This is a genomic window from Haemophilus sp. THUN1690, from assembly GCF_059704375.1.
On sequence record NZ_AP046582.1, the window covers coordinates 1,210,435 to 1,236,426 of the forward strand.

Sequence of the window (25,992 nt, forward strand, 5' to 3'; positions counted from 1 at the left end):
GCGGTTTATTTTTTTAGATTATTTTTAGCCTAAGATTTTATCTAACTCTTGGCTAACTTCTTCTACTTTTTTTGTACCATCTAAACGGAAATATTGAGTATTCCCCGCTTTCGCTTCTGCTTGGTAATAATCAATTAATGGGCTGGTTTGTTTATGATATACGGCTAAACGATCTAACACAGTTTCTGGTTTATCGTCCGCACGAATAATTAAATCTTCACCTGTCACATCATCTTTACCTTCCACTTTTGGTGGATTATAAACTATATGGTAAGAACGACCAGACGCTTGGTGTACGCGACGACCACTCATACGTTCAACAATCACTTCGTCTGGCACATCGAATTCTAAAACAAAGTCAATTTTAACACCTGAATCTTTTAGAGCATCCGCTTGTGGAATAGTACGAGGGAAACCATCTAACAAGAAACCATTTGCGCAGTCAGGTTGAGCAATACGATCTTTTACAAGGGCAACGGTTAATTCATCTGGTACTAATTTACCTTCATCCATTAATGCTTTAGCTTGTTTGCCAAGTTCAGTCCCCGCTTTGATTGCAGCACGGAACATATCGCCTGTTGAAATTTGTGGGATACCAAATTTGTTCATAATAAATTGCGCTTGAGTGCCTTTACCTGCGCCTGGTGCACCTAAAAGAATAATTTTCATAAAAAATCTCCATTAATAAAAAACGTGATTAAGATACTGATAAAGCATAGTGCGGTCAAATTTTTTATAATTTTTACCGCACTTTTATAGTGAATTGGCCGTATTATTTTCTTGATTCCAAGGCGCTACCCAAAATAAGCAAAGCATGCCAGGAATCGCTAAAAATAAACAAAACCAAAAATACTGATAATACCCCACTGCTCCCACAACATAACCAGAAAGCATACCTAAAACTTTACTTGGCAAAGCTGAAAGGCTTGTAAAAAGTGCAAGCTGTGTTGCGGTATAAAGAGGATTACTCTCACGCGCCATAAAAGCCACAAAAGCTGCGGTACCAAGTCCAACGCCGATATATTCTGCTGCAATCACAACACCCAATTTCCATAACTCGGCCGATGTAATAACATCAAAATGTCCGAAAGCGGCCAACCAAATAAACCCACCAATTGTCACCATTTGTACAAATCCAAATAGCCACAATGCACGGTTAATACCCAGTTTTAGCATGATCACACCACCAGCAAGTCCAGATAAAATGCTTGACCAAAGTGCGGTACTTTTTACAACAATGGCTATATCCTCTTTGCTAAACCCCATATCATAAATAAATTTGGTTTGTAGCGTTGTGGCAAAAGAATCCCCGAATTTATATAAAAACAAAAACAGTAAAAAACCGATAGCCTGAATAACGCCCTTACGCTGGAAAAATTCTTGTAATGGAATCCAAAATGCTTGATAGAACGGCTGATTAGATTGTTGTACGTTGATTTTTGGCTCTTTGGCTAAAAATAGTGTCATGAAGATGCCCGCTAACATACAAAGTGCGGTCCATAAAAAGACTGTTTCCCAAGGATAAATCGCTGCCAAATATAGCGATAATCCACCAGGAATTAATCCTGCAATTCGATAAGCATTAATATGAATAGTGTTTCCCAAACCTAATTCATGATCACTCAAAATTTCACGACGATACGCATCCAACACGATATCTTGTGTGGCTGAAAAAAAGGCGATAAGCAAAGCAATATTTGCCACCGTACTCAGTTGTGTGAGCGGATCAAACAGGCTAATTATGTAAAGTAAAATCAATAATGCCACTTGTGAAAGCAGCATCCAGCTACGACGACGCCCTAAAAAACTCGGGAAATAACGATCCAATAATGGTGCCCACAAAAATTTCAATCCATAAGGCAACATCACACCGGTTACTGCACCAATAAGCTCAATTGAAAGATGTTTATCTGTTAGCCAAACAGGCAACATTTGCAATAACACAAATAATGGCAAACCAGAATTAAAACCTGTGAATACGCAAATTAACATCTTGCGTGTAAAAATTTGGGAAGAAAGGGAATTTGACATAAAGTGCGGTTAATTTGGGTTGTATTTTAGAAACTTCGCCTTTCAATTAAAGGATAAGTATAAAAATTAGGGGGATTTTTAATCACATCCCCCAATGTTTAGCGTTCTTCATAAAGAAGAAAACAAATATTATAGAATATTAATCTCGATACCCTTTTGGATTATTTTTCTGCCAGTTCCACGTATCTTGCATCATTTTTTCAAGACCACATTCTGCCACCCAACCAAGCTCTTTTGCAGCTAAACTAGGATCAGAATAGCATGTTGCAATATCACCAGGGCGGCGTTCTACAAGTTTATATGCAATTGTAATGTCGTTGGCTTTTTCAAAGGCTTTTACCATATCTAATACGGAATAACCATGGCCTGTACCAAGATTATAAATATGTAAACCAGCATCATTTTCATGACGTTGAAGCGCTTTTAAATGCCCCACAGCTAAATCCACTACATGAATATAATCACGCACGCCTGTTCCATCATGGGTGTCGTAATCACTACCAAATACAGAAAGTTGAGCTAATTTACCGATGGCAACTTGGCTGATATAAGGCAACAAATTATTTGGAATGCCATTTGGATCTTCACCAATTAAGCCACTTTCATGCGCCCCAACTGGATTAAAATAACGCAAGATGGTCATGCTAAATCTTGGTTCCGCTTTTGCTGTATCACGTAAAATCTGCTCAACCATATATTTAGAGGTACCATAAGGATTGGTTGTACCGCCGACTTCACAATCTTCTGTAATTGGAATAATTTTTGGATCACCGTAAACTGTTGCAGATGAGCTAAATACAAAGTTCCAAACACCCGCTTTTTTCATTTCTTGAATTAATACAAGGGTGCCAGCTACATTGTTCATGTAATATTCTGTCGGCTTTTGAACACTTTCCCCTACGGCTTTTAACCCTGCAAAATGAATAACAGAGCTAATCTCATTTTCTGCAAAGATTTTTTGTAACAACGCACGATCTAAAATATCACCTTCATAAAACTTTGCTTCTTTGCCTGTAATTTGTTTTACACGCTCAAGGGATTTTGGCGATGAATTGCAAAGATTGTCTAATACCACCACCTCTTTGCCAGCATTTAATAATTCTACAACTGTGTGAGAACCGATATAACCGGCGCCACCTGTCACTAAAATGGCCATAATGATTTCCTTATTAATTATTGAGACTAAAAAAATTATATCACTATTTTGTGTGATAAGAACGATGTCTTGTATGCCCTTGCGCCGGAGCTGTACGTTTTAACCGATACGGTTTCGGCAGTTCAAGCAAGGCTTCTATTTCATATTGGCTCACTGGGATAGAATGGCCAATATATTCTTCAATTGCTGGTAAATTCATCGCATATTCTTCGCAAGCAAAACTAATAGAAACGCCACTTTCCCCAGCTCGTCCAGTACGACCGATTCGGTGAACATAATCTTCTCGATCATCGGGTAAATCATAATTGAAAACATGCGTTACATCAGAAATATGCAAGCCACGAGCAGCCACATCTGTTGCTACTAAAATATCTAAATCACCGTCAGTAAATTGTTTTAATAACGATAAACGTTTTTTCTGTGCTACATCGCCAGTCAGTAAGCCGACACGATGCCCATCAGCCGCTAAATAACCCCAAATTTCTTCACAACGATGTTTCGTATTCGCAAATACAATACAACGCTCAGGCCATTCATCTTCCATTAAGGTTAAGAGAAGTGCCATTTTATCCTGATTAGATGGATAAAAAAGTTCTTCTTTGATTCGGTGCCCTGTTTTTTGTTCCGGTTCAATTTCAATATATTCAGGGTCATTCATATCTTCAAATGCTAATTCACGCACTTTATAAGAAAGTGTCGCTGAAAATAACATCGTTAAACGAGATTGCGGAGCGGGGCATTTACGCAATAAATAACGAATATCACGGATAAACCCAAGATCGAACATTCGATCCGCTTCATCTAGCACGACAACTTGAATTTCATCTAAACTAATTACGCCTTGTTTCACATAATCAATGACTCGTCCCGTCGTACCAATCAAAATATCTACGCCACGCTCAATCGCTTGTAGCTGTTTGTCATAACCATCGCCACCATAGGCAAGTGAGGTCTTTAATCCACTCGCTTTTGCAAGAAATTCTGCGTCATTACTAATCTGCACCGCTAATTCTCGAGTAGGTGCTAAAATCAAAGCTCTTGGGTGGGGATATTCAAGATTAGGATCTTGGTGAGTTAAAAGATGGTGAAAAGTAGCCGTTAAAAAAGCCATTGTCTTGCCTGTACCAGTTTGAGCTTGTCCTGCAACATCTCGTCCATTTAAACTGATAGGCAAGGATAAAGCCTGAATTGGGGTACAAAAATCAAAGCCTTTTTTTGCCAAAGCATCTCGTACAATCGGATGTAGAGGAAGATCGGAGAATCGCTGTTGGCTTAAATAATCTTGTTGCATAAAAATCACATTTTAGAATAATAAAATTACGTTTAGCATAGCATGCTTAGGGAAAATCCTCAAAAAAGGACCGCACTTATAAAAATTAACCGATAGGGTTTCCTATCGGTTAATCTCTATTTAATGCTCCATTCGTCACTCACATTTGGATCCATAGCAAAATCAGCTGTATCACTTGGAATCGCTTTTTCTTCAGCTGCCCATTCGCCAAGATCGATTAACTGGCAACGTTTGCTACAAAAAGGTCGAAAAGTACTTTCATTTGTCCAAGGCACAGATTTTTGGCAAATCGGACAAGGTACTTCAATAATTTCGTCAGACATTTTTATGTTCCGCTTGTTGTAAATAAAACTGGTGCAATTCTAACACCTTTTGCTGCAAGTGCGGTAAGTTTTGGGCCAGTTCAGCATCATTATTAATTACATCATCTGCCCACTTTAAACGCTCTTGTTGAGAAACTTGAGAATTCATAATTCGTTGAATTTGCTCAAAATTATTGTTATCTCGTTGCGATGAACGCTCAAGTTGAGTTTGTGGACTCACATCCACCACCAAAATACGATCACAAAGTGCGGTCAATTTATTTTCTATTAATAAAGGGACGACAAATAATGTGTAAGGCGCAGTTTGTTCAGCTAATTGTTGTTTCATTCGTTCACGAATAGCGGGATGTAAAAGATTATTTAACCACAATTTATCTTCATCATTGCTAAACACTCGCTCTCGTAAAGCCGCGCGATTAAGTTCACCTTGTTCCGTTAAAATTTGAGCACCAAAATATTCAACAATTTTAGACAATAAGGGGGAATCTTTCGCGACGACTTCTCTAGCAACCACATCCGCATCCACTAGAGGTACCCCAAGATCGGCAAATAAATTAGCAATCGTTGTTTTACCACTACCAATGCCACCAGTTAATCCAACAATATAACTCATATGATTTCTCATAAAAAATTTCCAATATTATACAAAATAACGCTAGTAAAAATCAGTTCTCCAAGCCAATGGTTAGCGAACCATAACAAATTATTTTATCTAAATCATCATGCTTTTACATATTGAAAAATAAAAGAAAAATTTAACCATGGAAAAACAACAATCCAAAGAAATCCGCTAATAACAACAATAAATTTAAAACTAAAATGCAGCGTTTTATGACGAAAATGTTTCATGGCTAAATGTATTCCCATAAAGCCACCTAAAAGGCTTAGAAGAAAAAATGTTTTTTCAGGAATTCGCCACTCATTACGCACAGCCCGAATTTTATCTCTCCACATAAAAAAATAAGCGGCGATATTGATCGCCGCTAACCATATAATCAACGAAAGAAAATAAATCATTTAGGATAAACTGGAAGACGTTTACAAATTGCTAACACTTTTTCTTTAGTTTCAGCAATCACTTGTTCTTCATTTTCTTTGCCTAAAGCATCTAAAACATCACACATCCAGCCAGCTAATTCACGCACATCATTTTCATTGAAACCACGGCGAGTCACAGATGGTGTACCTACACGAATACCTGAAGTAACAAATGGTTTTTGCGGATCGTTTGGTACAGCATTTTTATTCACGGTAATATTTGCTTTGCCTAATGCCGCATCAGCTGCTTTACCTGTTAATCCTTGTTTAATGAAACTTACTAAGAACAAGTGGTTTTCAGTACCATTTGACACAACGTCATAACCGCGTTGTTTAAACACTTCCACCATTGCTTTCGCATTTTTAATCACGTTTGCTTGGTATTCTTTATAAGCTGGTTCTAATGCTTCTTTGAAACATACTGCTTTCGCCGCAATAATATGAACTAATGGACCACCTTGGTTTGCAGGGAAAACAGAAGATTGTAAGCGTTTATAAATTTCTTCATCACCGCAAGAAGAAAGGATTAAACCACCACGTGGACCACCTAAGGTTTTATGGGTAGTCGTTGTCACAACGTGTGCGTATGGTAATGGGTTTGGATATAAACCTGCTGCGATTAAGCCCGCAACGTGAGCCATATCAACAAATAAATAGGCGCCCACTTCATCGGCGATTTCACGCATTTTTTTCCAATCCACCACTTGAGAATAAGCAGAGAAACCCGCAACGATAAGTTTTGGTTTACATTCTAATGCTTTTTGACGAACATCTTCATAATCAATTAAGCCATCCGCAGTGATTCCATAAAGCACAGAGTTATAAATCTTGCCAGAGAAACTGACTTTTGCACCGTGAGTTAAGTGCCCACCGTGAGCCAAATCCATACCTAAAATAGTATCGCCTGCATTAATCAATGCACCATACACTGCAGCGTTTGCTTGTGATCCAGAGTGTGGTTGAACATTCACGTAATCTGCACCAAATAATTCTTTCGCACGGTCAATTGCTAACTGTTCCACAATGTCTGCATACTCACAACCACCGTAATAACGTTTACCTGGATAGCCTTCAGCATATTTATTAGTGAATTGTGAACCTTGAGCTTCCATCACGCGCGGACTAGCATAGTTTTCAGATGCAATTAGTTCGATATGCTCTTCTTGACGACGATTTTCATCTTGAATCGCTTGCCACAATACTGGATCGTAATCAGCGATGTTCATACTTTTTTTAAACATTGTGTATTCCTCGTTGTTTGAATTATTTGTGTATAGTTTACCTGTTTCCAAGTAAAAACTTAATCAGAAATTTCGATCATATTTTTCATTATTACAATGAAAAACATTCATTTATCTAAATCGAGCCTTTTTCTTTCACTAATTTCTCAATTAGTTTAACTTCTTTTGTTTTCTCGCCTGCACCCAGTTTACGGCATTGGCTGGTCTCTTTCGTATAAGTATTAAAATTAGTCATACTGGTTGGGCTTTTCATTTTAATCTTCATATCCAAATGATTACCGCAACTATTACAAGGTGAAACAAATTCCTTATCATACTCTTTAAATTCTGGAGATTGTTCAATAATTTTCGCGACTTGTGGTGAATGCGCGGTTTTAAATAGACGATCGGTAAAATCATAACTCAATTTACCATCACCTGCCTGCCATTTAGCTTTAGCTTGCAATAAATAACGCATCCAGCCTTCTTTTGTATTAATCTGAGAGATACCACGCATCAGCACGGTTTGATCCGCTCGATAAGTGACATAATCAAAATGCTCAACTGGCAAAGGTGCCTTGGCGGTTGGTTTAACATGACAAACCCAATCACCCACCAATGCTTTTTCCTGTTCAGTTTGCTGATGCGCCGTTGCACATCCCGATAGCAATACAGCGACAAGACTACCTAATACTAATTTTCTCATAGTAATACTCCTTTTATTTAGTTGATTTCCTCACTATCAAAAATAAAGTGCGGTTAAAATCACGCTTGTTTTTTATCAAGCTTAAAATAATTGTATTTATTTCTTTACAAACCACTGATTCAATAACTGAATATCTTTGTCATTCTCGGTGACTCGTCGGCAAGTCGCAAAATCCTTATCTAAAATAAGTTGATTGCCATTCTGTTTAAGCTCAATTGGCATATTCACGTGATCGCCTGATTTGCTATAAAACGTAGCTAGTTTCTCTTTTTCTTGTTTTTGTAATTTCTTATCTTGCTTAATGGCTTTAGCCACATTGTTACTGTGTGCAGGCACCATCGCGCGATTAACAAAATCAAAACTCAAAACATTATTTTGGCTCTGCCATTTCACCTTACCTTTTGTTAAATAACGAATAGTCGTCTCTTTATCCAATTCAATGTAGGAAATGCCTCGCAAGGAGCCTGTTCCATCAGATTTTAAGACGAAGTGTTCTAAACGATCGTAAGTTTGTCTATCTTTTGTCGGTATAGTACGACAAATCCACTCGCCATCTAATGTTGCACTTTGTGAGACATTTGATGCTCCCGCACAACCTGTTAATAATGCAGCAACAAGGCTACCCAATATTAATTTTCTCATGAGATACTCCTTTTTATTGACAGTAGGGATAACATTGATCACAACAAAATAGGAAAATTTTCGCTTAATCAGGAATATGTAAAAGGCGGCAGTTACATAAATCATCACTCTCAAATTCTGATATTTCACCTGCGACCTTATTCGGAATTGGAAATAAGCGTACTGTAAGTGGTTTATTTAAGCGAAATGCCATCGTCCCAGTGTCGCGCATAATAGCTGCTATACTTTCTGCCTTAACATTTCCCGCCACTGGAACCGTGTCTAAACCGATACCACATACGGCGCTATAAGTTAGTAAAGCGCGAATATCAAAATAGTGTTTTTGTGTCCCTTCGGCTAAACCTAAATCTTCTGTCACCGCCAACATTAATCCAGAAAATCCAACCAATGGTACACGCTGGATTGATTTAAAGACTTTTGTCAGTAAAGCAGAAACCTCTACTGAACCAGCCGCACCAAAATAGGGCAATCCCATTAATTCATACACTTTTGTCATGGATGAACAATTTTTAGATGGTGCCGCCGAACTATCAATGCCTGCAAATTCAAATTCACCTGATAATTTGACCGCACTTAACATCTCTAATACTTGATCTACATGATATTGCAACGCTTGCGACATCGCTTGATAACAATCCGCATAAAATTGATTATGAGGAGACTTTGGTACAGATTTTAATACTTCGACTAATAAATCTGGTGTTTCTAAACCAATAACAAAACTGTTTGGCAAATGACTTAGATGATAACCGGCAGGGAAATAAGGAATAAATGGCTTACAGTTAAAATTGACAGTAAAGTTAAAATTACCTTCACCACGTGGTGTGATGTTTGCAATTTTTTGTACGGCATAAACAGATTGCTCAATGAGTTCATTATCTAACACAGCATTTTCATCTAATGGCACGTTGACACAAGCATTACACAAGTCTCCATAAGCCGCGATTAACTCAGGCAATAAAGCAATTTCCTCTGTATTTCTAGCTGCACCAATAGCAAATCGAATACGAATTCCACTTTCATTAAATTTATTCAATAACTCCGTTAAATACTGTAAATCTGCTTTTGCCGTCTGCAAATTGGTTAAATCCAAATATTCACCAAAAGGATTGGTAATGACTCGAATCGATTGCAAGGTATAACCAGCTTTCTGCACAGCAGGCAATAACAAATCAACATCACGTTTCACTGAATAAAGTACTCTTTCCCATTGCGATTTATCTTTATGTAATGTTAGAAAAAAACTTATTGTGCGAATACGACATAATTCTTTATTTTTATAATCCATGCGATACCTTAACATTTAATGTAGTTATTTTTGCTGCTCACGTTCAACAGCACGATAGCCAATATCTCGACGATAAAAACGTCCAGACCATTGAATTTGCTCAGCTAGTTTTAAGGCTTTTTGTTGCGCTTCAAATACACTTTCGCCTAACGCAGTAACACAAAGCACGCGACCGCCGTTCGTGACTAACTTGCCTTCTTGTTCTGCAACGCCCGCTAAGAAAACTTTCTCATTTTCGACCGCACTTTGTGGTAAACCGCTAATCACATCACCTTTACGATAATCGCCTGGATACCCTTCCGCAGCTAATACAATACCTAAGGACGCTTTTGGATGCCACTGGGATTTCACTTCATCCAATTTTCCCTCGCAAGCCTTAAGAGAAAGCTCAACGAGATCGGATTCAAGACGAAGCATAATCGGCTGCGTTTCCGGATCACCAAAACGACAGTTAAATTCAATCACTTTCGGCTGGCCATTCGGCATAATCATTAGCCCTGCATACAAGAAACCGGTGTAAGCATTGCCTTCTGCCGCCATGCCATTGACTGTTGGATAAATCACTTCACGCATAATGCGGTCATGAATTTCTGGTGTCACCACTGGGGCTGGTGAATATGCCCCCATACCGCCGGTATTCAGACCTGTATCATTTTCGCCCACGCGTTTATGATCTTGGCTAGTCGCCATAGGTTCGACATTTTTACCATCTACCATGACGATAAAGCTGGCTTCCTCACCATCTAGAAACTCTTCAATCACCACTCGGCTACCCGCTTCGCCAAAGGCATTACCTGAAAGCATATCACGCACAGCCTCTTCCGCTTCCTGCAATGTCATTGCCACGATGACGCCTTTACCCGCCGCTAAACCATCTGCTTTTACGACAATTGGCGCGCCTTTCTCACGCAAGTACGCTAACGCAGGCTCAACTTCGGTGAAGTTCTGATATTCTGCTGTTGGAATTTTGTGACGAGCGAGGAAATCTTTAGTGAATGCTTTTGAACCTTCCAATTGTGCAGCTGCTTTAGTTGGACCAAAAATTTTCAATCCAGCTTCACGAAACGCATCAACCACCCCAATCACTAGCGGTGCTTCAGGGCCAACAATGGTTAATCCAATTTGCTTATCTTGAGCAAATTTCACTAATGCAGGGATATCTGTTGCAGAAATATTCACGTTTTCTACTTTGTGTTCCAATGCTGTACCTGCGTTGCCTGGTGCGACAAAAACTTTATCTGCTAGTGGAGATTGTGCTGCTTTCCAAGCCAAGGCGTGTTCACGACCGCCATTTCCGATGATGAGGATGTTCATAATGCTCCTTGTATCTTTTTGAATTTAACCCCCCTCTTTAGCAAAGAGGGGAAGGGGAGATTTGGCAGAAGTTATTTCAACCTCATAGTATATTTAGAATCGTTTAAATCTCCCCCCGGCCCCCTCTTTACGAAAGAGGGGGGGAGGAATAAGTCGCTCATTGAGCGAAGTGACGACATAAATTAATGTCTAAAATGACGCATTCCAGTTAATACCATCACCATATTATGTTCATCTGCCGCATCGATGACTTCTTGATCGCGCATTGAGCCACCTGGATGGATCACACATTGAATACCCACTTTCGCCGCTGCATCAATGCCGTCACGGAATGGGAAGAAAGCATCAGATGCCATCACACAACCTGCCACAGTCAAGCCTTCATCCTGCGCCTTAATACCCGCAATCTTAGCAGAATACACACGGCTCATTTGGCCAGCACCAATGCCGATGGTTTGGTTATCTTTGGCGTAAACAATGGCATTGGATTTCACAAATTTCGCTACTTTCCAGCAGAATAATAAATCTTTTAATTCTTGTTCAGTTGGCTGACGTTTACTTACTACTTTTAAATCATCCAAACCAACCATGCCTAAATCCGCATCTTGTACTAATAAACCGCCGTTTACACGTTTGAAATCTAAACGTTCGGAATGAGAAGTCCATTCACCACATTCAAGCAAACGAACATTTTTCTTACGTTTCACGACTTCTTGCGCTTCAGCAGAAACTTTCGGCGCAATAATCACTTCAACGAATTGACGTTCCACAATTTCATTCGCAGTTTTTTCGTCTAATTCACGGTTGAAAGCAATAATGCCGCCAAATGCAGAAGTTGGATCGGTTTGGTAAGCTCGATTATAGGCTTCTAAAATATCTTTTCCTAAAGCCACGCCACATGGATTGGCATGTTTAACGATCACACAAGCCGGCTCATCAAATTCTTTCACGCATTCAAGTGCTGCATCAGTATCAGCAATATTATTGTAAGACAAGGCTTTACCTTGTAGTTGGTGAGCTGTAGCTACACTCGCCTCTTTCACATTTAAATCAACATAAAAGGCTGCATTTTGATGAGAATTTTCACCGTAACGCATGGTTTGTTTACGAACGAAGTTAAGATTTAAAGTCCGTGGGAATTGACCGCACTTAGCATTCGCATCTTCTTCCTCAGCTACATGATACGGTTTCACCATTTGTCCAAAGTAGTTGGCAATCATGGAATCATATTGAGCGGTATGTTCAAAGGCTTTAATCGCAAGGTCAAAACGGGTTTCAAGTGTTAGGCTGTTTTGGTGTTTATCCATTTCCGCAAGAATTGCGTTGAAATCATGATTATTCACCACGATCGCCACATCTTTATGGTTTTTCGCGGCAGAACGCACCATGGTTGGTCCACCGATATCGATATTTTCTACCGCATCAGCCAAGGTACAATCTGGTTTAGCCACGGTGGCGGCAAACGGATATAAATTCACGACGACCATATCGATGCCTTCAATACCATGTTGTTGCATGATGGCATCATCTGTACCACGACGACCAAGAATCCCGCCATGTACTTTGGGATGCAAGGTTTTCACACGACCGTCCATCATTTCAGGGAACCCCGTATAATCAGACACTTCAGTCACCAGTAAACCATGTTGCTCCAATAATTTTGCGGTACCGCCTGTGGAAAGTAGTTTTACACCACGCTGTACTAAGCCTTGAGCAAATTCTACGATACCGGTTTTATCAGAAACACTCAGTAAAGCCTGACGAATTAGACGATCTGTCATTACATTTTCCTTTCATTAAATGGTTAAAAATAAGCGGGGTGAATTATAACGCAAACGTTTGCGTTTATATAGAGAAAATTTTCCTGGTAAGCGCACTTAAAGTGCGGTGATTTATTTAAGTGATTTTAAAAACAAAAAAGCCCGCAAAATGCGGGCAATAAATGAATAAGATGATTAATTAACGTTTGCGGTTATCTAAAGAAAATGCACCAGCACCAGCAAACACAAAATAGAAGAACACGAGAGAGTAAAGTAAAGCGAGTTCACCACCGTTCGCAATTGGGAATAATAAATTCCCTTTTCCAGCAACATGCATAAAGAAATACGCAAAAGCCATTTGACCAGATAAAATAAACGCAGCTGGACGCGTAAATAATCCTAAAATTAATAAGATTGAACCGACAATTTCAATCACACCACCTACAATCATCATAGAGTCACCGACCGGGCCATTTCCACCCGTCATGGAAATTGGGAACTCCCAGAATTTTGCTGTGCCATGTAAGATAAACATGTAAGCTGCAGTGATGCGTAATAGAGCTAATACATAAAGGCGATATTTTTCAAGATTGTTCATTTGCTTTCCTTTTGTTTAAAGATGAATTAAAACGGCACCATATTAATCTTTAATGGATAGTTAAACAATAATTAAAATTGAAAAATACTTTTTACCAAAAATAAAAAATAACTAAAGTAGCTTTTCAATCCAATTAGAAAAAGAATCAGCATCCATAAAGCCTGTTACTCTACTTCCTTGAATCTCATTATTTTGCTTATCAAAAAATAAAATTGTGGGTAATCCCATCACATTAAAGCGTTCCATTAATGCTTTATTTTCAGGGCTATTCTTTGTCATATTCACTTGTAACAATAAGATATTTTGAAATTGCAGTTGCACTTTTGGATCTGAAAAAGTCAGCTTTTCAAATTCTTTACAAGCAACACACCAATCTGCGTATAAATCCAACATCGCGATCGAATGTGCATTTTCCGCTAAAGTGTGGTCAAGTTCTTCAATATTTTTAATTTGCTTAAATTTAACCTGAGAAACAGGCTTATTTTCTACCGCACTTTGTGTTGTAGTTTGAGTTTGCCAAATCCAATTTTGCAAAGGTTGTACGGAAACCATAGCCAACGCAAAACTAATAATTTTAATGGCATAGCCAAAACCGCTCTTAGGCATCTGCAACGCAAACCAAATAAAGAATGCTGTCGCTAATCCAGCCCATAAGCGTGGCTCCCATACTTCAGGCAAAATACGAGAAAGCAAAAACACAGGTAACGCTAACATAACAAAACCGAATGTTTGTTTCACTGTGTTCATCCACTCACCTGATTTTGGCAAAATTTTATTACCAAACAATGTGATTAACATTAGCGGTACGCCCATACCAAGTGCGAGTAAATAAAGGGTTGCTGCGCCTGTGAATAAATCACCGCTTTGCGCCACATAAAGTAAAGCGCCAGAAAGTGGTGCAGATGTGCAAGGTGATGCTACAAGCCCAGCAATCATTCCCATCGCAAAGGAACCGCCAAAAGCACCTGAGGTTTGTTTTTGGCTCCATGTATTCAATTTATTTTGTAAGCTATTTGGCAATTGAATAGTAAATAAGCCAAACATTGAAAGGGCAAGAACAACAAATAAAATAGAAAGCCCGATCATCACATAAGGATGTTGCAAGGCAATTTGAAACGGCAAACCGATAGCCGCTACTGCGAGACCTAACAAGGTGTAAGTCAGTGCCATGCCTTGAACATAAAGAAAAGCTAAACTAAACGCTCGCATCATATTTGGACGTTGTTGCTGACCAATAACAATAGCAGAAAGCAACGGTAACATTGGCAATACACAAGGTGTAAAAGCCAGCCCCAATCCCAATAAAAAGAAACCGAAAATCGCCCATTTACTATGGAATAAACCATCGGCCAAACGATCTTGTTCAGATAAAAGTGCGGTATTTTTTTCAACTATTTTTTCGACAATTTTCTCTTGAGAAACGGCTAAATCCCCAATTCGTAATACTTTAGTTTCAGGCGGATAACAAAAACCTTCTGTACATCCTTGATAACTGATTTCAACCTGATCATCAGCATTGCTAAATGCGCCGCCAAACACACCATCAATTGAACGAGTAAACACCTTCACTTCACCAAAATAAGGATCTTGATGTAATTCAGCTGCTTGTTGAGCATGCAAAGTGAGAGCATCCGATTTACCCACTAATTCAGCACTAATCTTATCTTGATATAAATAATAGCCATCAGCAATATCCCAATGAACCTGTAATTGACTTTTATCCTTAGATAAAGTTGCGGAAAATGCAAAAGCATCATCTACTTTCAAGAAAGATTGTTTTTTATCAAATAGACCAGCATTCGCTGCAAGTGCGGTAAAAATCAGTGTAAAAAAAAGAAAAAGTTTTTTCATAGAATTGAAAGGAAAAGTAAAAATGCGCGAAATTCTATCACAAAGAAACTTGAATATCTAAAACTATGATTTAGATCATAAAAAGGAAAATCTTATAAAAAATAACCGCACTTTTTTATTGTTACAACAATGTTACACCGCTAGAATGGAATCATGATAGCATACACCAAAATAAGTATAAGGATGGAAAATGGCTACTCCACAAATTCTCGTTGTTGAAGATGAAATCGTTACCCGAAATACGCTTAAAGGGATTTTTGAAGCGGAAGGGTATGATGTGCTTGAAGCAGAAAATGGTGCAGAGATGCATCACATACTAGAAAACCACAATATAAATTTGGTTGTAATGGATATTAATTTACCAGGTAAAAACGGTTTATTATTAGCAAGAGAGCTCCGCGAAGAACTCAACTTGCCACTTATTTTCTTAACTGGTCGTGATAATGAAGTCGATAAAATACTAGGGCTAGAGATCGGTGCCGACGATTATTTAACCAAGCCTTTTAACCCTCGAGAATTGACTATCCGTGCACGAAATTTATTGCATCGCACAATGCCACATCAAGAAAAAGAAAATACATTTGGTCGAGAATTCTATCGTTTTAATGGTTGGAAATTAGATTTAAATAGCCACAGTTTAATTACGCCAGAAGGTCAAGAATTTAAACTTCCGCGCAGTGAATTTCGTGCAATGCTGCATTTCTGTGAAAATCCAGGAAAATTACAAACTCGCGAAGAATTACTAAAAAAAATGACAGGACGTGAATTGAAACCTCAGGATCGAACTGTAGATGTTACAATTCGACGTATCAGAAAACATTTTGAAGATCATCCTGATACCCCAAATATCATTATGACGGTGCATGGTGAAGGATATCGTTTTTGTGGGGATATAGAATAAAGTCATTATTTCTATCAACTGAAAGACTATTTTAAAATTCCTTTTTGAAATTAATTTCCCATTTTGATAGAATCCATACGCTTTCATTGTGATTGTCACAATGAAAAGTGAGTTCGGATGAAGGTAGCTGGAGAGCGGGGAATTGACCCCACACCGACGATGTAAAATCTTTCAGGTGCGATGGCAGGGACTGTTACTGGACGAACCCTTGGAGAGATCCATTTTAGAAATGGACGCCGAAGGCGCAAAAGAGCGGTTAATTTTTCAATCGTTTTTCAAACGCTCAGGCAAAAGGACAGGGGCAAAAGACAATCTATCGTAAGTGTGGAAATTATCTATCTTTTCACCGCACTTTCTTTTCCATTGTATCTTTTCGTCTTCTTGTCGTGTTTATTTTTGATTTAAACGACGAGGAATCACATGACAATTGAGTCAATTCTTTCAGCTATTGATAGCTTTATTTGGGGTGCACCGCTACTCATACTCTTATCGGGCACGGGACTCTATTTAACGCTACGTTTAGGCTTTATTCAAATTCGCTATTTACCACGTGCGCTGGGTTATTTATTTAAAAAAGATAAAGGCGGGAAAGGCGATGTATCATCTTTTGCCGCACTTTGTACCGCATTAGCAGCAACAATCGGAACTGGGAATATTGTGGGCGTTGCAACTGCTGTACAGGCAGGTGGTCCTGGCGCTATTTTTTGGATGTGGCTAGTCGCCTTATTAGGAATGGCAACAAAATATGCCGAATGTTTACTCGCGGTTAAATACCGTGTTCGCGATAAAAATGGCTTTATGGCTGGCGGTCCAATGTATTACATTGAACGCGGTCTAGGCATCAAGTGGCTAGCAAAATTATTTGCATTATTTGGTGTAATGGTTGCCTTTTTCGGGATCGGTACATTCCCACAGGTCAATGCGATTACCTATGCAATGCAAGATACTTTTAATATTCCCGTTTTAGTTACTGCAATTATTGTAACGCTTTTAGTCGGCTTAATCATTCTTGGTGGTGTAAAACGTATCGCAACCGCATCATCGGTAATTGTGCCGTTTATGGCGATTTTATATGTCACTACTTCACTGGTTATTATCCTTTTAAATATAGAAAAAGTACCAGATGCGATCTCATTAATTATTTATAGTGCTTTTGATCCGCAAGCGGCGCTAGGCGGGGCTGTTGGCTTTACCGTAATGAAGGCAATTCAATCAGGCGTCGCTCGAGGCATTTTCTCCAATGAATCAGGTTTAGGAAGCGCACCAATTGCAGCCGCAGCGGCACAAACTCGTGAACCTGTTCGACAAGGCTTAATTTCCATGACCGGTACATTCTTAGATACCATCATCGTTTGTACAATGACAGGTATTGTATTGGTATTAACTGGAGCGTGGAACAATCCTGAATTAGCGGGTGCTACAGTCACAAACTATGCCTTTGCACAAGGTTTAGGGACATCAATTGGCGCAACGATTGTAACCGTCGGTTTATTATTTTTTGCATTCACAACTATTTTAGGCTGGTGTTACTACGGTGAACGTTGCTTTGTTTATCTCGTTGGTATTCGTGGCGTAAAACTATATCGTTTAGCTTATATTGTGTTGGTAGGATTAGGCTCATTCTTACACTTAAATTTAATATGGATTATCGCTGATATCGTAAATGGTTTAATGGCCTTTCCAAATCTCATCGCACTCATTGGATTGCGAAAAGTTGTGATTGAAGAAACAAAAGATTATTTCCAACGCTTGAAAATAAATCATCACGATCAAGACGAAATCGTAGAATAATCAAATGAAAAAAGGTGTGGATATAGTCAATATCCACACCTTTTTTCTTATCACAATTTCCCATCTTAACAACTTATCTTAGAAAGAAAAGCAACTTTTTTTCAGAAATTAGACATAGATCATATTTTTAAAAATTACTTTGACATTTCCTCTTAAAGCCCTTGAAAACCTGAATTAACAAAGCTATTTTGTAATTAAAGAAAACTGTAAATCACGCAACAAAGAGGTAAATGCTATGACACTTAATATCACCAGCAAACAAATGGAAATCACCCCTGCAATTCGTGAACACGTGGAGGAAAGACTCGCGAAATTAGGTAAATGGCAAACACAGTTAATTAACCCCCATTTTGTTTTAAACAAAGTACCGAATGGATTTACTGTAGAAGCATCTATTGGCACGCCACTGGGCAATTTATTGGCAAGTGCAACCTCAGATGATATGTATAAAGCAATTAATGAAGTTGAGGAAAAATTAGAGCGCCAGCTTAATAAACTTCAACATAAAAATGAATCTCGTCGAGCAGATGAACGCTTAAAAGATTCATTTGAAAGTTAATATTGAAAATAAGCTAAACAAAGAAAAGCAAAAGAGCGGTGAAATTTCACCGCTCTTTTTTCTTAACTAGCTTAGATTTGTGTTAAATCTACGTTTTTAGTTTCTTTTGACGCTAATAATGCCAATAGAGTCATGAGGGCATTGATTGCTAAATAAATACCTACGCCCATCACACCAAATGATGCATTAATTTTTAAAGAAATCATCGCCGCAATCGTTGCACCAATAATTGATGCTAAATTATAGGCAAGAGATGCGCCTGAATAACGCACTTCCGTTGGAAATAATTCTGGTAATAGCGCAGCCATTGGACCAAATGTCATCCCCATGATCGCCATACCAATTACTAAAAATGCAAATACGCTCATTGGGGTGCCATTTTCTAAGAAGAATGGCATGGTTAAACCGAGCACGCCAACAGCTACAGTCACCCAAATCAACCATTTACGGCGACCAATTTTATCGGCATAAACACCAGAAATACTGATAAAAATACCAAATACAATAGCACTAATTAATAACAAGCCAGTAAACGTATTTGCTGGGATACCTAAGCCAAGCGCATAACCTGCTTCAGAAAGCTTTGGTGCTGTTCGAGAATATGCCTGAGCAAAAGCCGTCATAATGTAAAACAGAGAATAAGTTGCCACCATAATAAATGTGCCAATAATCATTGGTTTTAAGTGTTTAGTAAAAACAACACTCACTGGTGCATTCAACTTTTTACCTTTTTGCTCAGCTTCCATAAATACATGGCTTTCATGCAAAGTTAAGCGAACATATAAGCCGACAGCGACCAATAAAACAGAAGATACAAACGGAATACGCCATGCCCATTCCACAAGGGCATCTTGTCCGAGGAAATAGCTAACTAAGAAGAATGTTGCATTCGCTACAAATAAGCCGATTGGCGCACCTAATTGAGGGAACGTACCGTACCATGCACGTTTACCTTCTGGCGCATTTTCTGTTGCAACTAAAGCTGCACCGCCCCATTCACCACCTAGACCAATTCCTTGACCAACACGGCATACGCAAAGCAAAATCGGTGCCCAGATACCAATTTGAGCATAATTAGGAAGTAAACCAATTACTACCGTTGAACCACCCATTAAAACAAGTGAGGCAACCAAGGTTTTTTTACGACCAATTTTATCGCCAAAGTGACCGAATAATGCAGAACCAATTGGACGCGCAAAAAATGCTAAAGCAAGCGTAGAAAGAGAAAGTAAATCATTAGAAAGCGGATCATCGCTATGGAAGAATTGCGTATTGAAAACTAATACAGCGGCAGCCGCATAGATATAATAATCAAAAAATTCGATTGCCGTACCGACCATCGAGGCTAACGCCACTTTCATCGGATTATTACGAAGTTGTGTAGACATGTGTTTCCTTAGTAGTTTATTATAAAGAGAAAGGATTGAATCCTAGCATTTTAACTAAGGCCTAGCAATTTTTAATATGCAATTTTCTATTTTTTCAGAGAAATATTTTGAATTTTCTAAATGTGAATTATGTCCAGCGGAAGGAATGGTTACTAAATCAATTTGATTTTCTTTGGCTAAAACTTGGAACTTATGATCTCGTTCCCCACAAAAATAAAAAAATGGCAAAGAACTTAACCGCACTTTTTCACTAAAATCAGGTTGTTTAGATAGACTTGTCGCCAGCAGCATCTTGCCAATATTTTCACCGCAATTTGATTTTCGTTTTTCAACCAACTGTAATCTTTCTTCGGTAGTCAAATGGGAAAACACGGGCTGTTGATACCAATCATTCAACACTTTTTCTGGTGGTTCTTGTATAAAACGTTGCGCCCAAGCAAAATCCTGCTGAAAACGAGCCTGCTTTTCTTCGTCAGTTTTTAAACCTAGATTCGCCCCTTCTAAAATAACGCCTTGCAAATTAGATCGTTCCACCTGAGCTTGCAGCGCATAATACAAAGCAATCCTTCCACCTAGAGAATACCCAACAAGAAAATAGGGTTCATTTTTCACCGCACTTTTGATTTGCTGAGATAAATACTCTGCCGTATCTTCAAAATTTGTGACTTCAATATCTTTAGCTTGCCCGTGAAAAGGTAAATCTAGCGCAATACAATTAAAGTGCGGTAGATTTTCAATGACTTTTTGCCAGTCATTTTTTGTACCAAGAAGTCCATGAAGAAAAATGATGTTTATCATTGAAGGGATTATTGATAGAAATAATAAAATATGGCGGGACTAAAACCCGCCTACAGAATACTTAAGCACCAATCACGGCGTGACTAATTTGCTCGATTAAGCGTTTATACAAACTACTACCATCACTCGGATTTGTTTTAATTTCAATTAACGTTGCCTTGCGACGACTATAAGCCTGTTTCACAACGGAATTGAGATCCGCCCAAGTATAAGGATGAGCGTATTTGAGATCAAACATTGCCGCAATTTGAGAAAAATCACCATTATGCGGTAATCGATAGAACTGATCTTTGACTTGTTCATCCACAGGTAACATATCAAAAATCGCGCCACCATTATTATTGATCACAAAGATTACCGTTGGTTGCGTAACATTTTTGAATAATGCAAAAGAATTTAGATCATATAAAGTGGACGTATCGCCAATCACCGCAACAACAGGTTTATTTGAACCAATACCAATTCCCGCAGCAGTAGCCAACAAACCATCAATTCCACTCGCGCCACGATTGGTATAAACAGGATAACTTTCTGGTAATTGCGTTAGTGCATCAACCAGACGAACAAGTAAACTATTACCTAAAAATAAAACACCGTTATAAGGTAAAAGTGTTGGTAAACGTAATGCGAGCGAGGCTTCCGTTAAATTTCCGCCTACTTGCTGTTCAATAAAGGTCGCACAGAACTTAGATAAAGCTAACGGCTCAAGCAACCAAGGCTTTTGGCGTAAAGGTGGATGTGCACGCAACCAATGATGTGCTTTAGCATTGAATCTTGTCAATGAATGATGGTAAGGATCTAATGCTTTACCGCTTTGTTCAACCAACCAAAATTCACCTTTAAACGCCTGTAAGAATTGATTAATTCGTTTACTGATAAAGCGTGCACCGAATTGAATCACAATATCAGCTTGCAGAAGTTTTTCACAAACAGTTTGGTTTGCTAGCCAAATATCTTCATAAGGCGTCGTTGGAACAACACCAGATTGAATATCCGTCAGTAACACCCAGCCCATGGCACTTGCCCAAGAGTTAATGCCCATCACTTGTTCTGCAGGTAATTGACCAACCACAACGACACCACGTTTTGTACGCCAATGATCCCAATTTTCATGCATTAATACTTCGTTCTGTTGCGCTTCCACATTCATCCAAGACTTAGTTTGAATTAACCAGCGTTGTAACGGCAGCAGCCAAGGGTGAGAGTCTACAGCCTCATCAGTTGCATCATAAAGAGGCTCGGCAAATGGCACATTAATATGAACAACGCCACCCTGTTGTTTTTGTTGGAAGGCCGCTTGTTCAAGCAGAGAAATCAACCATTGCGCAGAGTAATCAACGTTCGGTTTAGGTAAATTAACATTTGCAACTGGATATTGACCAAACATATTTTGCTGCAAAATAGCCTGGTTTGCACCGCACTCCCAAAGTTCTGGTGGACGGTCAGCAGTTAAAACAAATAAATTCACACCTGTTTGGCGTGCTTCAATAATTGCGGGATAAAGGTTTGCAGTCGCCGTACCTGATGTCACAATAATGGCAACAGGCGATTGAGTTGCCTTAGCAATACCCAAGGCAAAAAAACCTAAACCGCGTTCATCAAAATGCGTATGACAAGTGACTGAACCCGCATTTTGCAAACGTACCGCTTCTAGAGTTAAAGGTGTCGAACGCGAACCTGGCGCGATACAAACGTGAGAAACGCCTTGGCGCACCAAGGTTTCTAAAATCACTTTCGACCAACAACGATTAAACACGCTTACCGACATTTTTTTCTCCGTTATCATTTTTCTTCTGCAAACAAGGAAATTAACCCTGCCGCTTTACGTTCAATTTCTTTCCATTCTTCCAATGGCTGCGAGCCTGCCACAATGCCCGCGCCAGCAAATACACGAATACGATGACCTTCAATAAAGGCAGAACGAATCGCTACACAAAACTCTGAACATGCATCGCTCATCACGCCCAATGTTCCCGCATACCAGCCACGATCAAAGGTTTCAATTTCTGACAAAATCATTTTGGCTTGTTGCTGTGGCAAACCCGATACGGCAGCTGTAGGATGAATCGCTTTTAATATATTTACATCTGCATAATGTGCGGTCAAATTTGCACGAATTTTACGAATCAAATGTTGTACTTTACGTAACGGTTTCAATTTCACATTGCTTACATCAAAACTTTCTACTTGCTTACATAAATTCTGTGAAATATCTTCTACGACCAACCAATTTTCTTTTAAATTTTTCTCGTCATTTAACAACCAATTGGCTTGAGATTGCGTTTCTTCCTCACTTTCAGAAACCGATGCCGTCCCCGCCAAAGCTTCGGTTAGCAACAAGTTATACTCACGAGCAAATAGGCGTTCTGGTGTAGAACCAACAAAAACTGAATGAGGGTTTTCAGCCCACAAAAAATGATAACAACCTTGATTTTGTTTTTCGCTTTCTGCTAAAAAATCGTACGCATTAATCGCTTGCTTTAAATGAAAAGTGGTTTCATTGGCTAATACAATTTTTGTCAGATCCCCACTTTTAATTTCTACCAAAGCCTGATTTACCCAATCACACCAAGTTCTTTCGTTAGCTCGAGGCTCTGTATGCAAAGGAATTTGTTTTGGCAAAGCAGAAAGTGCTGTGAAATTTTCAAAAGTTTTGAGGTGGGCTAAAGTATCATTCGCACTTTGCTCATCTGGTACAAAAAATGATACCAATGCACCTTTCTCATCCTGTTCAACAAGAATTTTTGGCAATACAAATTGTGCGGTGCCTTGAAATTGCAAACCACCTACCAATGGGAAACCACTTTCTTCAATAAACTCTTGCGCTAAATTTAACTGTGAAAATGACCGCTCTTCACCAAGAGCGGCTAATGCTTTTGGTTCATCACGAAAATGTAAATAAAATTGTGGATACGCAGATTGACCTTTCAGCCAAGCCAACAAATCGACCTTGTCCAGTTTCACCTGAAAACGGACAAGTTCATTCGTTGATTGCTGTAAATATGCGTGAATTTGCGATTTTAACTCGCCTATTGCCTGCGCTAAATCATTCATTAGATTTTGTTTTAAATACACAAAAAATTAGCCGTATTCTACCGCAGATTGTTAATGACAAAAAATTTTTTTACAAAATCTTTTCAATATTGAAAATTCAGCGTAAATTAACCGCACTTTTCTCGAAAAATTTATTAGAAACAAAAGGATTTCACTATGCGATTATTCCCAAAATCCGACAAATTAGAACACGTATGTTATGACATTCGCGGGCCAGTGCACAAAGAAGCACTACGCTTAGAAGAAGAAGGCAATAAAATTTTAAAACTTAATATCGGCAATCCCGCACCTTTCGGCTTTGAAGCACCAGACGAAATTTTAGTGGACGTGCTACGTAATTTGCCGTCAGCGCAAGGCTACTGTGATTCAAAAGGGTTATATTCTGCTCGTAAAGCCATTGTTCAATATTACCAATCAAAAGGGATTCACGGCGCGACCGTCAATGATGTGTATATTGGTAACGGCGTCTCTGAGCTTATCACAATGGCCATGCAAGCATTACTCAATGATGGTGATGAAGTACTTGTGCCGATGCCTGATTATCCGCTTTGGACTGCTGCGGTAACACTTTCTGGCGGTAAAGCTGTTCATTACCTTTGTGATGAAGAAGCAAATTGGTTTCCCGCTATTGATGATATTAAAGCCAAGGTGAATGCAAAGACTAAAGCGATTGTCATCATCAACCCGAACAACCCAACTGGAGCGGTGTATAGCAAAGAATTATTACAAGAAATTGTGGAAATCGCGCGCCAAAATAATTTGATTATCTTCGCTGACGAAATCTACGACAAAATTTTATATGACGACGCAGTGCATCATCACATTGCCGCACTTGCTCCTGATTTATTAACTGTTACGCTGAATGGTTTATCAAAAGCTTATCGAGTTGCAGGCTTCCGCCAAGGCTGGATGATTTTGAACGGACCAAAACATAATGCGAAAGGTTATATTGACGGCTTGGATATGCTGGCATCAATGCGTTTATGTGCCAACGTACCAATGCAACATGCAATTCAAACCGCACTGGGTGGCTATCAAAGTATTAATGAGTTTATTTTGCCAGGCGGACGATTACTTGAGCAACGCAATAAAGCCTACGATCTCATCACTCAAATTCCAGGCATTACTTGCGTGAAACCAATGGGAGCGATGTATATGTTCCCAAAAATTGATGTGAAAAAATTCAATATTCACAGTGATGAAAAAATGGTGCTAGATTTACTCCGCCAAGAAAAAGTGCTACTTGTGCACGGTAAAGGATTTAATTGGCATTCACCTGATCACTTCCGCGTAGTGACCCTTCCTTATGTGAATCAGCTTGAAGAAGCCATTACAAAATTAGCAAGATTTTTGTCGGATTACCGTCAATAATGTATGCGTTGACAAAATTACAAAGGGGACTAAATGTCCCCTATTTTTATTGTAAATTTCAAAAATAAAGTGCGGTCATTTTTTTGACTAAATTTACTTAGCCATTTTTATCTTTAGCGGCTTTATAAAGCTCCATCGCTTCAGGTAATAAACGTTGTAAGTTTTCTTGACGAGATTGATCACTAGGATGAGTAGAAGCTAACACATCAAGAGCACCTCGAGAACCACCAGACACTTTTACCATTTTTTGCCACAATCCTGGCGCTACCTGTGGGTTGTATCCAGAACGAGCCATTAACATTAATCCCACTTCATCTGCTTCGGTTTCAGCGCTACGAGAATAAGGTTTGTCTAAAGCAAAATCTTTAGTAAGCGAAACCAAATCAGTCACATCCGTCCCAACTGCAATAGATAATGCTGTCCCTCCAATGGCACCAACAATATTACTAACGGTTCCAAAGTTAGTTTTAGCTTTACCATGCTCTTTTAATGCATGAGCCATTTCATGCCCCATTACCACCGCGATTTCGTTATCATTAAGTTGTAAAGTATCAACTAACCCAGTATAGAATGCCATTTTACCGCCCGGCATTGCCCAAGCATTCAATTCTTTTGACTTAATAACATTAATTTGCCAGTTAAATTGCTGTCCGGTTTCATTAGCTTGGTTTGCATAATTCACCATTTTATGAAACACATGGTGAATTCGTTTTGCGGTATTTGATGAAGTATCAATTGCCCCCTGAGTACGAATTTTTCCCATTTCTTGTGCATAACTACTCGCCGCCTCTCGATTTATAGAAGCCGAATCAGCACAAGCTGTGATAAGTGAACTAGCTAATAGCGCAAAAGCAAAACTTTTAAGTTGTTTTTTCATAAGTGATCCTTTTTTGAACTGACGCAGATTATATG

Annotated in this window: 24 protein-coding genes and 1 riboswitch; of the genes, 4 read left to right on the forward strand and 20 right to left on the reverse strand. The window is 38.9% G+C overall.

From position 1 onward, the window contains the following. Positions 1-24: 24 nt before the first annotated feature. The 15 genes from adk to AC6H22_RS05745 form a co-directional block, all read right to left on the reverse strand. Positions 25-669: an adenylate kinase gene (gene adk, locus AC6H22_RS05675; RefSeq protein WP_005625977.1), complete on the reverse strand. Its 645-nt coding sequence runs from the start codon at positions 667-669 to the stop codon at positions 25-27. Positions 670-753: 84 nt separating this feature from the next. After that, positions 754-2,031 (reverse strand): MFS transporter, encoded by a 1,278-nt coding sequence (locus AC6H22_RS05680; protein ID WP_497515489.1) that lies wholly within the window; start codon positions 2,029-2,031, stop codon positions 754-756. A gap of 139 nt (positions 2,032-2,170) precedes the next feature. Further along, entirely contained in the window at positions 2,171-3,187 is a 1,017-nt protein-coding gene (galE, locus tag AC6H22_RS05685; protein WP_497515490.1) for a UDP-glucose 4-epimerase GalE, read from the reverse strand. 43 nt (positions 3,188-3,230) lie between these two features. Next, the gene (gene rhlB, locus AC6H22_RS05690; RefSeq protein ID WP_192885331.1) at positions 3,231-4,478 is read right to left on the reverse strand and encodes an ATP-dependent RNA helicase RhlB; all 1,248 of its coding nucleotides are present in this window, start codon (positions 4,476-4,478) and stop codon (positions 3,231-3,233) included. Positions 4,479-4,594: 116 nt separating this feature from the next. Next, the gene (gene yacG, locus AC6H22_RS05695) at positions 4,595-4,801 is read right to left on the reverse strand and encodes a DNA gyrase inhibitor YacG (protein WP_005645697.1); all 207 of its coding nucleotides are present in this window, start codon (positions 4,799-4,801) and stop codon (positions 4,595-4,597) included. Continuing rightward, the gene (gene coaE, locus AC6H22_RS05700) at positions 4,794-5,414 is read right to left on the reverse strand and encodes a dephospho-CoA kinase (RefSeq protein ID WP_118817245.1); all 621 of its coding nucleotides are present in this window, start codon (positions 5,412-5,414) and stop codon (positions 4,794-4,796) included. The genes yacG and coaE overlap by 8 nt, the downstream gene beginning before the upstream one ends. Before the next feature lie 107 nt (positions 5,415-5,521). Beyond that, positions 5,522-5,818, reverse strand: a complete 297-nt coding sequence (locus tag AC6H22_RS05705) for a DUF1294 domain-containing protein (RefSeq protein ID WP_118817133.1) — start codon at positions 5,816-5,818, stop codon at positions 5,522-5,524. Then, the gene (gene glyA / locus AC6H22_RS05710; protein WP_118817134.1) at positions 5,815-7,080 is read right to left on the reverse strand and encodes a serine hydroxymethyltransferase; all 1,266 of its coding nucleotides are present in this window, start codon (positions 7,078-7,080) and stop codon (positions 5,815-5,817) included. The genes AC6H22_RS05705 and glyA overlap by 4 nt, the downstream gene beginning before the upstream one ends. 115 nt (positions 7,081-7,195) lie before the next feature. Then, positions 7,196-7,765: a hypothetical protein gene (locus AC6H22_RS05715; protein ID WP_118817135.1), complete on the reverse strand. Its 570-nt coding sequence runs from the start codon at positions 7,763-7,765 to the stop codon at positions 7,196-7,198. A 96-nt stretch (positions 7,766-7,861) separates the two neighbouring features. Further along, positions 7,862-8,407: a hypothetical protein gene (locus AC6H22_RS05720; protein WP_118817136.1), complete on the reverse strand. Its 546-nt coding sequence runs from the start codon at positions 8,405-8,407 to the stop codon at positions 7,862-7,864. A 64-nt stretch (positions 8,408-8,471) separates the two neighbouring features. Beyond that, on the reverse strand, positions 8,472-9,695 hold the full coding sequence (locus AC6H22_RS05725; protein ID WP_118817137.1) for a DUF711 family protein: 1,224 nt from the start codon (positions 9,693-9,695) through the stop codon (positions 8,472-8,474). 24 nt (positions 9,696-9,719) lie between these two features. Continuing rightward, entirely contained in the window at positions 9,720-11,009 is a 1,290-nt protein-coding gene (gene purD / locus AC6H22_RS05730; RefSeq protein ID WP_497515493.1) for a phosphoribosylamine--glycine ligase, read from the reverse strand. A gap of 182 nt (positions 11,010-11,191) precedes the next feature. Further along, the gene (gene purH, locus AC6H22_RS05735; protein ID WP_497515495.1) at positions 11,192-12,790 is read right to left on the reverse strand and encodes a bifunctional phosphoribosylaminoimidazolecarboxamide formyltransferase/IMP cyclohydrolase; all 1,599 of its coding nucleotides are present in this window, start codon (positions 12,788-12,790) and stop codon (positions 11,192-11,194) included. 178 nt (positions 12,791-12,968) lie between these two features. Continuing rightward, positions 12,969-13,367: a DoxX family protein gene (locus tag AC6H22_RS05740; RefSeq protein ID WP_118817140.1), complete on the reverse strand. Its 399-nt coding sequence runs from the start codon at positions 13,365-13,367 to the stop codon at positions 12,969-12,971. 111 nt (positions 13,368-13,478) lie between these two features. Next, the gene (locus AC6H22_RS05745) at positions 13,479-15,218 is read right to left on the reverse strand and encodes a protein-disulfide reductase DsbD (RefSeq protein WP_497515497.1); all 1,740 of its coding nucleotides are present in this window, start codon (positions 15,216-15,218) and stop codon (positions 13,479-13,481) included. Positions 15,219-15,408: 190 nt separating this feature from the next. Here AC6H22_RS05745 and arcA point away from each other — a divergent pair, with 190 nt between their 5' ends. The 3 genes from arcA to raiA all read left to right on the forward strand — a co-directional run bounded on the left by arcA (position 15,409) and on the right by raiA (position 18,469). Further along, positions 15,409-16,119 carry a two-component system response regulator ArcA gene (gene arcA / locus AC6H22_RS05750; protein WP_497515498.1) on the forward strand — a complete coding sequence of 237 codons (711 nt, stop codon included), beginning with the start codon at positions 15,409-15,411 and terminating at the stop codon, positions 16,117-16,119. Between the two features lie 198 nt (positions 16,120-16,317). After that, a riboswitch (glycine riboswitch) is annotated at positions 16,318-16,428 on the forward strand. Between the two features lie 111 nt (positions 16,429-16,539). Further along, positions 16,540-17,910: an alanine/glycine:cation symporter family protein gene (locus AC6H22_RS05755; RefSeq protein ID WP_118817143.1), complete on the forward strand. Its 1,371-nt coding sequence runs from the start codon at positions 16,540-16,542 to the stop codon at positions 17,908-17,910. Positions 17,911-18,145: 235 nt separating this feature from the next. Beyond that, the gene (gene raiA, locus AC6H22_RS05760; RefSeq protein WP_118817144.1) at positions 18,146-18,469 is read left to right on the forward strand and encodes a ribosome-associated translation inhibitor RaiA; all 324 of its coding nucleotides are present in this window, start codon (positions 18,146-18,148) and stop codon (positions 18,467-18,469) included. Between the two features lie 71 nt (positions 18,470-18,540). Here the strand turns inward: raiA and AC6H22_RS05765 are convergent, their stop codons facing one another. The 4 genes from AC6H22_RS05765 to AC6H22_RS05780 all read right to left on the reverse strand — a co-directional run bounded on the left by AC6H22_RS05765 (position 18,541) and on the right by AC6H22_RS05780 (position 23,709). Beyond that, positions 18,541-19,857: an MFS transporter gene (locus AC6H22_RS05765; protein ID WP_118817145.1), complete on the reverse strand. Its 1,317-nt coding sequence runs from the start codon at positions 19,855-19,857 to the stop codon at positions 18,541-18,543. 54 nt (positions 19,858-19,911) lie between these two features. Further along, positions 19,912-20,655, reverse strand: a complete 744-nt coding sequence (gene menH / locus AC6H22_RS05770; RefSeq protein WP_118817146.1) for a 2-succinyl-6-hydroxy-2,4-cyclohexadiene-1-carboxylate synthase — start codon at positions 20,653-20,655, stop codon at positions 19,912-19,914. A gap of 61 nt (positions 20,656-20,716) precedes the next feature. Further along, positions 20,717-22,423 (reverse strand): 2-succinyl-5-enolpyruvyl-6-hydroxy-3-cyclohexene-1-carboxylic-acid synthase, encoded by a 1,707-nt coding sequence (menD, locus tag AC6H22_RS05775; RefSeq protein ID WP_118817147.1) that lies wholly within the window; start codon positions 22,421-22,423, stop codon positions 20,717-20,719. A 14-nt stretch (positions 22,424-22,437) separates the two neighbouring features. Beyond that, complete coding sequence (locus AC6H22_RS05780) at positions 22,438-23,709, reverse strand: isochorismate synthase (RefSeq protein ID WP_192885332.1); 1,272 nt, start codon at positions 23,707-23,709, stop codon at positions 22,438-22,440. Between the two features lie 156 nt (positions 23,710-23,865). Here AC6H22_RS05780 and AC6H22_RS05785 point away from each other — a divergent pair, with 156 nt between their 5' ends. Continuing rightward, a complete protein-coding gene (locus AC6H22_RS05785) occupies positions 23,866-25,080 on the forward strand; it encodes a pyridoxal phosphate-dependent aminotransferase (protein ID WP_497512700.1) in 1,215 nt (404 codons plus the stop codon). A 97-nt stretch (positions 25,081-25,177) separates the two neighbouring features. On the opposite strand, the gene AC6H22_RS05790 is transcribed toward AC6H22_RS05785, so the two are convergent. Then, on the reverse strand, positions 25,178-25,957 hold the full coding sequence (locus AC6H22_RS05790; RefSeq protein WP_005627527.1) for a M48 family metallopeptidase: 780 nt from the start codon (positions 25,955-25,957) through the stop codon (positions 25,178-25,180). Between the last annotated feature and the right edge of the window lie 35 nt (positions 25,958-25,992).

What these genes read in the sequence shown, in the direction of transcription:
- AC6H22_RS05720 (WP_118817136.1), bottom strand. Translation starts at nt 8,407, where the DNA reads ATGAGAAAATTAATATTGGGTAGCCTTGTTGCTGCATTATTAACAGGT.
- rhlB (WP_192885331.1), bottom strand. Translation starts at nt 4,478, where the DNA reads ATGCAACAAGATTATTTAAGCCAACAGCGATTCTCCGATCTTCCTCTA.
- purD (WP_497515493.1), bottom strand. Translation starts at nt 11,009, where the DNA reads ATGAACATCCTCATCATCGGAAATGGCGGTCGTGAACACGCCTTGGCT.
- adk (WP_005625977.1), bottom strand. Translation starts at nt 669, where the DNA reads ATGAAAATTATTCTTTTAGGTGCACCAGGCGCAGGTAAAGGCACTCAA.
- AC6H22_RS05740 (WP_118817140.1), bottom strand. Translation starts at nt 13,367, where the DNA reads ATGAACAATCTTGAAAAATATCGCCTTTATGTATTAGCTCTATTACGC.
- AC6H22_RS05755 (WP_118817143.1), top strand. Translation starts at nt 16,540, where the DNA reads ATGACAATTGAGTCAATTCTTTCAGCTATTGATAGCTTTATTTGGGGT.
- arcA (WP_497515498.1), top strand. Translation starts at nt 15,409, where the DNA reads ATGGCTACTCCACAAATTCTCGTTGTTGAAGATGAAATCGTTACCCGA.
- menD (WP_118817147.1), bottom strand. Translation starts at nt 22,423, where the DNA reads ATGTCGGTAAGCGTGTTTAATCGTTGTTGGTCGAAAGTGATTTTAGAA.
- AC6H22_RS05715 (WP_118817135.1), bottom strand. Translation starts at nt 7,765, where the DNA reads ATGAGAAAATTAGTATTAGGTAGTCTTGTCGCTGTATTGCTATCGGGA.
- AC6H22_RS05725 (WP_118817137.1), bottom strand. Translation starts at nt 9,695, where the DNA reads ATGGATTATAAAAATAAAGAATTATGTCGTATTCGCACAATAAGTTTT.
- galE (WP_497515490.1), bottom strand. Translation starts at nt 3,187, where the DNA reads ATGGCCATTTTAGTGACAGGTGGCGCCGGTTATATCGGTTCTCACACA.
- AC6H22_RS05745 (WP_497515497.1), bottom strand. Translation starts at nt 15,218, where the DNA reads ATGAAAAAACTTTTTCTTTTTTTTACACTGATTTTTACCGCACTTGCA.
- glyA (WP_118817134.1), bottom strand. Translation starts at nt 7,080, where the DNA reads ATGTTTAAAAAAAGTATGAACATCGCTGATTACGATCCAGTATTGTGG.
- AC6H22_RS05705 (WP_118817133.1), bottom strand. Translation starts at nt 5,818, where the DNA reads ATGATTTATTTTCTTTCGTTGATTATATGGTTAGCGGCGATCAATATC.
- purH (WP_497515495.1), bottom strand. Translation starts at nt 12,790, where the DNA reads ATGACAGATCGTCTAATTCGTCAGGCTTTACTGAGTGTTTCTGATAAA.
- AC6H22_RS05680 (WP_497515489.1), bottom strand. Translation starts at nt 2,031, where the DNA reads ATGTCAAATTCCCTTTCTTCCCAAATTTTTACACGCAAGATGTTAATT.
- menH (WP_118817146.1), bottom strand. Translation starts at nt 20,655, where the DNA reads ATGATAAACATCATTTTTCTTCATGGACTTCTTGGTACAAAAAATGAC.
- AC6H22_RS05785 (WP_497512700.1), top strand. Translation starts at nt 23,866, where the DNA reads ATGCGATTATTCCCAAAATCCGACAAATTAGAACACGTATGTTATGAC.
- AC6H22_RS05780 (WP_192885332.1), bottom strand. Translation starts at nt 23,709, where the DNA reads ATGAATGATTTAGCGCAGGCAATAGGCGAGTTAAAATCGCAAATTCAC.
- yacG (WP_005645697.1), bottom strand. Translation starts at nt 4,801, where the DNA reads ATGTCTGACGAAATTATTGAAGTACCTTGTCCGATTTGCCAAAAATCT.
- AC6H22_RS05790 (WP_005627527.1), bottom strand. Translation starts at nt 25,957, where the DNA reads ATGAAAAAACAACTTAAAAGTTTTGCTTTTGCGCTATTAGCTAGTTCA.
- AC6H22_RS05765 (WP_118817145.1), bottom strand. Translation starts at nt 19,857, where the DNA reads ATGTCTACACAACTTCGTAATAATCCGATGAAAGTGGCGTTAGCCTCG.
- raiA (WP_118817144.1), top strand. Translation starts at nt 18,146, where the DNA reads ATGACACTTAATATCACCAGCAAACAAATGGAAATCACCCCTGCAATT.
- coaE (WP_118817245.1), bottom strand. Translation starts at nt 5,414, where the DNA reads ATGAGTTATATTGTTGGATTAACTGGTGGCATTGGTAGTGGTAAAACA.